This is a genomic window from Blautia sp. ZXY-1-C6, assembly GCF_056339875.1.
Genome location: NZ_JBWJVQ010000207.1, coordinates 1 through 9631 on the forward strand (window position 1 = coordinate 1; position 9631 = coordinate 9631).

At 45.5% G+C, this 9631-nt stretch carries 9 protein-coding genes and 1 pseudogene; 2 read left to right on the forward strand and 8 right to left on the reverse strand.

What is annotated here, in order from left to right:
- A partial coding sequence (locus tag AC075J_RS12570) for a DUF6783 domain-containing protein (protein ID WP_476390386.1) occupies positions 1–142 on the reverse strand: 142 nt, incomplete at its 3' end.
- Between AC075J_RS12570 and AC075J_RS12575 the strand changes: the two are divergent.
- Positions 101–208 (forward strand): annotated as a pseudogene (locus tag AC075J_RS12575) (DUF6783 domain-containing protein); the annotation flags it as partial. The gene AC075J_RS12570 and the pseudogene AC075J_RS12575 overlap by 42 nt on opposite strands.
- A gap of 72 nt (positions 209–280) precedes the next feature.
- Here the strand turns inward: AC075J_RS12575 and AC075J_RS12580 are convergent.
- The 5 genes from AC075J_RS12580 to AC075J_RS12600 all read right to left on the reverse strand — a co-directional run bounded on the left by AC075J_RS12580 (position 281) and on the right by AC075J_RS12600 (position 2892).
- Positions 281–469 (reverse strand): alpha/beta-type small acid-soluble spore protein, encoded by a 189-nt coding sequence (locus tag AC075J_RS12580; RefSeq protein ID WP_118331398.1) that lies wholly within the window; start codon positions 467–469, stop codon positions 281–283.
- Between the two features lie 148 nt (positions 470–617).
- The gene (locus AC075J_RS12585) at positions 618–803 is read right to left on the reverse strand and encodes a PspC domain-containing protein (protein ID WP_008706626.1); all 186 of its coding nucleotides are present in this window, start codon (positions 801–803) and stop codon (positions 618–620) included.
- A 132-nt stretch (positions 804–935) separates the two neighbouring features.
- A complete protein-coding gene (locus tag AC075J_RS12590; protein WP_227567428.1) occupies positions 936–1871 on the reverse strand; it encodes a DUF4097 family beta strand repeat-containing protein in 936 nt (311 codons plus the stop codon).
- On the reverse strand, positions 1868–2575 hold the full coding sequence (locus tag AC075J_RS12595) for a DUF1700 domain-containing protein (RefSeq protein WP_227567427.1): 708 nt from the start codon (positions 2573–2575) through the stop codon (positions 1868–1870). The genes AC075J_RS12590 and AC075J_RS12595 overlap by 4 nt, the downstream gene beginning before the upstream one ends.
- Entirely contained in the window at positions 2572–2892 is a 321-nt protein-coding gene (locus AC075J_RS12600) for a PadR family transcriptional regulator (RefSeq protein ID WP_020993548.1), read from the reverse strand. The genes AC075J_RS12595 and AC075J_RS12600 overlap by 4 nt, the downstream gene beginning before the upstream one ends.
- 764 nt (positions 2893–3656) lie before the next feature.
- On the opposite strand from AC075J_RS12600, the gene AC075J_RS12605 reads away from it, so the two are divergent.
- Positions 3657–5060, forward strand: a complete 1404-nt coding sequence (locus AC075J_RS12605; RefSeq protein ID WP_118569611.1) for an RsmF rRNA methyltransferase first C-terminal domain-containing protein — start codon at positions 3657–3659, stop codon at positions 5058–5060.
- A 54-nt stretch (positions 5061–5114) separates the two neighbouring features.
- On the opposite strand, the gene addA is transcribed toward AC075J_RS12605, so the two are convergent.
- Together addA and AC075J_RS12615 are read right to left on the reverse strand one after the other, a co-directional pair.
- On the reverse strand, positions 5115–8924 hold the full coding sequence (gene addA / locus AC075J_RS12610) for a helicase-exonuclease AddAB subunit AddA (protein WP_118569610.1): 3810 nt from the start codon (positions 8922–8924) through the stop codon (positions 5115–5117).
- A gap of 1 nt (position 8925) precedes the next feature.
- A partial coding sequence (locus AC075J_RS12615; protein WP_476390385.1) for a PD-(D/E)XK nuclease family protein occupies positions 8926–9631 on the reverse strand: 706 nt, incomplete at its 5' end.

Here is a 9631-nt window from a genome sequence, read left to right on the forward strand (position 1 = left end):
TTAATTCCATCCCATATTTCTTAGCTACTCCAGAGCGTGTCTGAAAAAGGCTTTCTGCAAAATGTGCGTCACAATTTGTGGGAGATTTTGTTCGAATAAGGGCGTCATAGCGGGCTACGACAACCGAATTCGGGCAAAATATACCGCAAAATGGGGCGTGCAGATTGTGGGAATGATTTTTCAAACACGCTCTAATACCTGTTCTTAATTTTACAGCATCATCGCCCGGAGAACAAGTTTATTCCGTTATATGTTTATCCCATATCATTCATTTATTTTTTCAATTTCTCTTTTTTCGTTTCGTCATCAACCCTCCGATCCTTCCGGTCTCTTTTGCAGACAGACTTTTCCATCCATCACTCAATACTCTGTCCAGCAGGCCCATTTCCTCTGCAATTTCATACTTCATTCTGACCTCCGGCAATAATTCTCCATCAAGATAAGCTTTTATTTCCTTCTCTTTATCCAAAACAGCCCACACTCCTTTTCTTTGGAGTATGGGCTGTTTTCTTAATTTTTATACTGTATTTCATTCAAACGGATATTCGCAATCCGCTTCGCAGCCTGCCTGATTCGGTTAAACTTCTGTCTATTACAGATTGGATCCTGAGATTCTGTTATCTTTTCGGAATAATAATTGCCGCAATGATATATGCCCAGATTCCCGCACCGCCAAAGCAGGTAAGGATCACCCATGCCAGACGCACCAGCGTAGGGTCAATATCAAAATATTCTGCGATTCCTCCACATACACCGCAAAGCATACTGTTTTCTGATGATTTGTATAAACGTTTGTCACCCATGTTCCATTTCCTCCTTAAACCCAGATTAGTCAAGCAGATAAAATCATCCGCTTCGCTACTTACTCTACACCGAATAACTTCCTGATTCGGTTAAATACCACTTTTATTTCTGCACGTCAGAGTATATGCTCTTCAGGATATCTGCAAATCTCTGTGCTCTTTCCCGGAGAAATCTACTGATATATTTCCCATACCGCACTCCAGATCCAGTTTCCTGTCTGCGCCTTTATTGGAAATGCTTTTCTCCCGTCCAAGTCCGCTGTAAGAATCAGAACCTACATCCAGATTTCCTACTCCACATTCCAGATCATAATTATAATTCTCCTGTGTACCGGTCAGTGTCAGATCCAGTTCACCCAGACCACATTCTCCATCTGTCTTCCTGGCGCTCAGATCTGCAAATGTCATACTTCCGGTTCCGATTTCCAGATCTGCCTCCCTTGCAGTCACCGGATTCTTACTTTCAAATTCCCCGGCTCCCATCTCCACACTTAGCTTCTCTGTCTCAATATCTCTGTTCAGATAAGCAGTACCTGCACCCATCTCAATCTCCAGCTCCTGAAGCTTAATATCTTTCGGATAGGAGATACACACCTTTCTGTTTTTAGACAGTTTTTTCGTGCTTCTGACCTTAAGAGTATCCGAACTCTCCTTCACTGTCACATTCTTCCCACTGTCATCATAAACTCTGACACAGAAACTGTCGCCCTCTTCCAGAATCAGCTCATCGTACTTCAGCTCTATATCCAGCTTTGTGGGCTGATACTTCAACTGATATACAGTGCCATCTTCCTCATTCTCATCAACAGCGCGGGCATAATCCTCACTGTCGTCATAATCATCGCTGTCATAGTCATCGCTGTCATCATAATCATCATCGTCATCATAATCATCGCTGTCATCATAATCATAATCCCCATCTGCCACCAGAAGCACCCTTTTCAGACTTTTCACCCCTGTCAGTTCCGACATACTGGCTCCCATAACACCACCGGCAGCTGTCAGCCCGATTCCCACAGCACCAAAAATCCCCGCTGCGATCAACATTCCTTTTGTAAACTTCTTCATTTAACCTCCTCCTTTCTCTTTCTGTAAAGCAACCTGTTAAAAAAGTCAGTAATCTTCCGAAACCACTTCGGCACAATACGTACTGCGACACTGATCAGCCCCAATACCATAAGGATTGCCAGAGCAATCATCAGACATCCAATTCCTATCGTCATGATCCCGGTTCCGGTCATTACAGCCAAAAGCCCTGCTCCAGCCACAACAGCTGCAATTCCGCCAACCAGTAAAGCCATAGCACCTATGCCCAATCCAATGATCAGCCAGAACGGAAGCAGTAAGATTCCAACTGCAAATGTCAGAATCCCACCAACAGCCCCCTTAACAAAAGGAGAAATAAAAACCAGCAGGATCACCGCAAGGATCAGCACCGCCTGATTCCCCTTTCTGAAAAAACGCTTCTCTGTTCCCGACTCTTCTCCATATTTCTCAGGCATCTGTCCTCTCTCTTTAGTCCGGGCATCCTCATAGCCATGCTCCGTATATTCTCCATACTCATAGCCTCCTGCCGAACCTTTCAGATCCGCCTTGATGATCGCTGCAACCTTCTTGGGACTTCCAAGTTCCCTGAGCACCGAAGCTTCATTCTCAGCTCCTGCATCATCGAAATAACTATTATAAAAATCAAGGGCATCCTGCCTCTCTGTCTCGGAAATATCAGCAAGCAGCTTCTCCAGCTCCTGCATAAACTGCGCCCTGTCCATCATCCTATTCCTCCCTCAAACATCCCGCTTATCTTGGATGCATAAATTTTCCATTCAGCTTTATAAAACTCCAGCTGCGCAGCACCTCTGTCCGTCAGCTTATAATAACGCCTGTTACGCCCTGCATACGCCATATCGTAAACCTCCAGACAATCATCCTTCTGCAGCCTCCTGAGCACCGGATACAAAGTAGACTCCGAAACATCCAGAACTCCACGCACATCCTGCGTGATCTTATACCCGTAAGTCCCTTCCTTCTCCTTAGAAACAACCGCCAGAACAACCGCATCCAGAAGCGCAGCACCCGTATTAAAAACCATATGCTCACTCCCTCGTTTCAATTATGTTCTGTACAGACAGCATCATCTCTGCAATCCAGTCTTAGAGCGTGTCTGAAAAATGCTCCAGACTATACCAAAGGTAAACGCCATTTCACATCTGATACATTTATTCCATCCTGTTCACATACTATACAGAACATCAATATTGTTTTGTTAACGATATTATATGATGTATAATATGATTTTGTCAATACTATTTAGCAAAAATCATTTATACTTTATAATCATATTGATACCTTTACTGAAAATACCTCCTTAACGTCTTCCGGTTCACTATAGCGATCCTCATAAATAATGCATTTGAAAGTATTGTTACATATCAATTTCTTATTTCATAAATTACTGCAAACAATCCAGTCCATCATAGCGTGAAGTCCTGCTGAACTGTCTTGATTGCATTATTTTATGGAATTGCTATAATATTTCATAAACTTAATATTCCATAAACCTCACGTTATACTACAGTCATTTTCAGTAAACAGCGCAGGAAAATATATCTGTCTGAGTGCATTTGCAGGCATCTTAGATCTTCTTAGCCGGTAGAAATCTGCGTTATGGAGAAAAATCGCAACCTGTCTGAGCGAAGCCTGCAGCGGAGCGAGTTTTGCATTTTTCTCCATGCTTTTAGCAGGTTTTTACCGACTTAGAAGATCTTAGATGCCGAAACCGCACTCAGACAGATATATTTTCCTGCGCGTCCCCCACCCACCAATCAAAACTACAGCAAAGGAACCCAACCCATTATGAACGAAAATACAACACACCTCCACTCCGCATTCCTCACCCGAATGAAAGAAATGCTCGGCAACGAATACCCCGCATTCCTCTCTAGCTTCAGCGCTCCCCGAACCTACGGCCTGCGCATAAACACCTCCAAGATCACCTGCGAAGACTTCGAAAACCTGTCTCCATTTCCAACCCGTCAGATCCCATGGATCAAAAACGGCTACTTCTACGATGAAGACATCCGTCCTTCCAGATGCCCATACTACCAGGCCGGCCTCTACTACCTTCAGGAACCCAGCGCCATGACCCCCGCCTCCCGCATCCCCATCGAGCCGGGTGACAGAGTCCTGGACCTCTGCGCAGCCCCGGGCGGCAAGGCAACTGCAGCAGGCGCAGCACTTCAGGGACAGGGACTTCTGGTAGCAAACGATATCAGCACTTCCCGCGCCAGAGCCCTCCTTCGCAACCTGGAACTCTTCGGCATCCCAAATGTCTTCGTAGCAAACGAAACACCTGCAAAGTTAACCAAAGCATTCCCCGAATTCTTCGACAAGATCATCCTGGATGCTCCATGCTCCGGAGAAGGAATGTTCCGTAAGGAAGAAGCCCTTGCCAAAGACTGGACTCCCGAAAAATCCATGGAGCTTTCCGAAATCCAGAAAGAGCTTATCCTCCAGGCAGCCGATATGCTCCGTCCCGGCGGACTGATGCTTTACTCTACCTGCACATTCGCGCCTGCAGAAGACGAACAAACTGTTTCCTGGCTTCTGAAAAACCGTCCTGACATGGAACTGGCAGAAATGGAAGATTATGAAGGCTTCTCCCATGGAGTTCCTGAATGGGGAAACGGAAATCCTGAGCTTACCAAATGCATCCGGATTTTCCCACACAAAATGAACGGAGAGGGACACTTCCTTGCGCTCTTCCGTAAAAAAGGACAGGCAATCAAGGAAAGCTCCCGTCCTCACACAAAACCGGACAAAAACGCATTTCCACTAATTGAGGAATTTCTGAACGAAATCGGTCTGAAAACCCTCTGCGGTCAGCCATTTGACTGGGAACGTGTGGAAATCCGCGGTGATAAAGCCTACTATCTTCCCCCGGTTGCCCACAACTTCCGCGGCATCACCTTCTTAAGAAACGGTCTCTATCTCGGTGACCTGAAGAAAAACCGCTTCGAGCCGTCTCAGCCACTTGCACTGGCGATCCGCAAAGATGAAGCAGAAGCAGTCATCTCTCTCTCCGCTTCTGACGAAAGGATCACCAGATATTTAAAGGGCGAAACCTTAAATATCGAACCCGAGGAAGCAGCTCACAAAAAAGGCTGGCATCTCCTCTGTGCAGATGGATATCCCATTGGCTTCGGTAAACTGGTCAACCAGATCCTGAAAAACAAATATCCGGCAGGGTGGCGCGTATAACACGCGCTTATCCCTGCCGGATATTTGAATTCACAATAATAATTTTTATTCCGCTCACAGCAATATCTCTTTCTGCAATGTAAACGAATAAATGATCTTCTCCTTCACTCTTTTCCCCGTCATCCGCTCCAATGCCCGGGCATAATCCTCAAGCTGCACATGATACAGATCGATCAGCTTTTGTTCCTGTCCTCTCTTCACTCTATCCGTTTTATAGTCTACAAGAACAATCTCATCCCCTTCCATAAAATAGGCATCAATAATTCCCTGCACCAGCACTGTTTCGTTCTTCCAACCATCATCGAGCATAGAAGCACTTCTCTGAATCACAAAAGGCTGTTCTCTGTAAAGATGTTTTTTCATGGCAGCTTTCTTCATCCTCTGCCCCAGTCCGGATTCCACAAACCTCCTGATATCCCGGATCCGGATACATTCCGCTTCCTGCTCTGTCATTTTCTGGCTCTCCAGAAGTCTCTTTAATTGAGCCCGAAGCTGTTCCTCTGTATCTGCTTCTGCATAATCCAGACATTCCATTACTCTGTGGTAAGCAGTACCTCTGGCAGCCCCCTTATACTCTTCCTGCTTCTCTGCCATAAATGCTGGAACCGGCGCTTCCTGTTCTTCTTCCTGCTCTTCGGCAGACACACTGATATTCTCTTCCAGTTCACTTTCATCATGCCAGCTTCTCTTTTTCAGATCCGAAACACTGACTTTAACCGGAATATCTTCCAGATATTTATACGGATATGCAAAGGAAAATCTCTTCTCTATCTCTTCCTTCACAGCCTCATCATACACTTTATTTTCATCCCAGTTCTTCAGATATTCCTCCTGCATCTGGTTTCCTGCCTGGATGAGAACTGCCTTTTCTGTCATCTGACGGACAGTAATCTTTTTTATCACAAACTCAGAGATATCATCGTAAATCCCCGGCTGTTTCTTCATGAGGATTCCATATTCCCACAGAAGTTCACTCATGGCCCGATGCCGCACCAGTGCAGGCAGTACAAAAGCCCAGTAATTCTTTGCTTTCATTCTGGTTCCCAGTGGGAGCAGTTCTTCTTCCTCATCCAGAAAACGCGACAGCGACAGCATCTGCTTTTCCAGCTTTCCGACTGTTCCTGTAAGGATCAGTTTCTCTTTTGCTCTTGTCATGGCAACGTAAAGTACCCTCAGTTCCTCTCCCAGACTCTCTTTCAGAAGCTGTCTTCTGATCACCTGCTTATTCAGCGAAGATGCGATCACCCGTTTCTCCGGTATGATAGCATCAGCCCCTATTCCCAGTTCCGGATGAAGCAAAAGACCTGCATTCATATCCTGAAAATTAAACTGTTTTCCCATACCGGCCACAAATACTACCGGAAATTCAAGTCCCTTACTCTTGTGGATCGTCATGATTTCCACTGCGGTATTGCCCGCTCCTGTCAGATTGACTTCTCCATAGTCTACCTGATATGCCTGTAGCTGTTCGATATAACGAACAAAGTTAAACAGACCCCTGTAGCTTGTCTTCTCATAGTCCATAGCTTTCTCCACAAGCATGGTAAGATTTGCAAAACGCTGCTCCCCTCCCGGAAGTGCCCTTGCATAATCTCCATACCCGGTTTCTTTCAGCACATAAAGGATCAATTCGTGGACCGGCGTATATGCAGCCATATTTCTTACCTTTTCAAGGAGACTCAGAAATCCTTTTAATTTAATATTCAGAGAGTTCTTTTCATCTGTTCGCAGATTACTGTTTAACAATTCAGATTTCAGCTTATCCGGATCCAGTTCTTTTTCGGGGATTTCATTTTCTCCTGCATATGCCGAAACACTCTCATAGAGCAGACCATCAGGATACTGTATTCTAAGCTCTGCCAGTTCCTGTGAAGTGCATCCGACGATCGGTGAACGAAGCACTCCCATAAGCGGAATATCCTGCAGCGGATTGTCACACACCTTCAGATAATTCAGTACAGTCACAATCTCGGTTGCAGAGAAATATCCGGTTCTTGATGTACAATATACGGGAATCCCCTGAGATGCCAGCACTTCCCTGAAGGTTTCTGCCCATCCATAGGCAGTGCGCAGCAGGATTACAATATCCCCGTATTCCACAGGCCGGTATTCCTTCGTCTCTTTATCTACGATCTGTTCTTTTCCCACAATTTCTTTAATTCTCTGTGCAATGGCCAACGCCTCCAGTTCCTGCCCGGTCTGATTTTCCATTTCCCTGCGGTTTCCCGATGCACCTGCGTCTTCATAGTCCTGTACATCAGACAGTTCTTCTCCGTCTCTCTCGACCAGAAGAACCTCTGTCTTTACAAATTCCTCTGACTCTCCTTCTGGAAAAGAAGCTCCGGGATAAAGGGCCGCATCTTTGTCATAGGTAATCCCTCCCAGGTCTTCCCCCATGATCTGTCGGAAAATAAAGTTTACACTCTCCAGAACCTGTTCCCTGCTCCGGAAATTTTTGTGCAGATCAATTCTCTGCTCCTGTGCTTCTTCTGTGGAATAACTTTTATATTTTTCCATGAAAAGCTCCGGCCTTGCCAGACGGAAACGATAGATACTCTGCTTTACATCTCCTACCATGAAGATATTTTTCTTCTGGTTGATCCACCCGGATACTGCCGTTGTCAGAAGCTCCTGCACTAAGTTACTGTCCTGATATTCATCCACCAGGACTTCATCATACTTTGCGGAGAGCTCTCTCGCAGCCTGAGACATATGGATTTCTTCTCCTTCTTTCGTCATCAGTATTTGCAGGGCAAAATGTTCCATATCCGTAAAATCCAGAATATTCTTTTCTCTCTTCGCCTCTCCGAACCGCTCTTTAAATCCTGCGGTCAGCTCGACTAACATCTCTACGGGGCCTCTGATATATCTGATCACTTCCAGAAGTTCCTTCTCTGTACTCTGGAAATATCGCTGCCCCAGTTCCTTCAGAATCCCCTTTTCCTCATCCCGGAGATCTTTCACTCTCTGCTTCTTCTGTTCATCTACATCCGCAGCCTTCTTTGTGCTCAGCCGGGCAAATGAGGGTTTCATAAGTATTTCTGCAGTTCCATTATAATCTCTTTTCTCTGCCAGTTCCTGCAGACTTCTTATAAGAAGCAGATCACTGCTCAGTGCCTCATCATACAGATACGGACCATCCGGCTCTGAGCAGATTCTTCGAGCCTCCTGCACCAGAAGCTTCGCTTCCTGCAGTTCATCCTTCACTGCATCCCAGAGCATCCTCATCCACTCAGTCTCTCTTAACTCTTCCAGGGAATCAATCCTGTAATCACCCATACACCCGGACAGCCATTCCTGCGGAAAAGGATTGCTCATAGCCATTTCATATAATTTCTGTATCAGGTTTCCCAGATTTTCATCTGACTTTCCTGTTGCAAAGCATTCCACGAATTTCTGAAACTTTTCATCTTTTTTGGCATAATATTCTTCAAGCAGTGCTTTCACAACATCTCCCCGCAGAAGCTTCAGTTCCCCCTCATCTGCCGTCCGATATCCCGGATCCAGTCCGATCAGATGAAAGTAATTCCGGATAATATAGGCACAGAAACCATCAATAGTTGTAATCTGTGCAGTATGAAGCAGGGTTGTCTGTCTCTGCAGATGCTCATTATCGGGATCCTCACAGAGTGCTTTTTCAATAGCTGCCGAGATCCTCTCTTTCATTTCCCCTGCTGCTGCTCTTGTAAATGTCATGATTAGCAGTCTGTCAATATCCACAGGGTGTTCTTTATCTGTGATCTTACTCAGGATACGTTCTACCAGTACTGCCGTTTTTCCGGACCCGGCTGCCGCACTGACCAGAATATTTCTGTCCCGCAGCCGTATAACCTCCTGCTGCTCCTTTGTCCACTGTACGCCCATCTTATTCTGCCTCCCTGTCAAATGCTTTCCATAATTCCTCATCAGAGAAGTTTTTCAGTCTGCGGAATTCATATCCTGACAGCCTGCGGTCAAATCCGCATACCGTCATATACGGACAATAAGTACACGCATTCTTTTTTCCGAGCTCATAGGGAGAAACCTCTGCATCTCCCTCCAGAATAGAACTTCTTATCTTCTCAATCTTCGTCCTTACATACCGTCCAAGCACTGCGAACTGTGTTCTGTCTGCCACAGAAGAATTTTTGCGAAAGCTTCCGTCCTTATTAAATGCGACAGGAATGGAGCCAAGGCTACTGTCCATCCTGTACACAAGCTCCGGATCTGCCTGAACCAGCCCATTCATCTTCAGTTCTTTCATAAGACCTGCACTGACTGCTTTCACATCCGCATCTATCTTCTCCTGGATCATAGGATCCTTGATATTGTAATAGAAAACTCCCGCAGGAATAATCTCCTTATCCGGATATTTCTTCTGCTCTACACGCAGAGCACCATCCAGATAAATCATCAGCTGTAACTGCAGGCCATGATACAGATAAACCAGGTCAAAGGATGTATTTCCGGTTTTATAATCAATCACCTTCACATACACCTTATTCTGATCTTCCATAATATCTACTCTGTCAATCCGTCCTCCCCCGAAGGTTACCTCAAAGCCTTCCGGCTGAAATTCTCCCTGTTCCAGC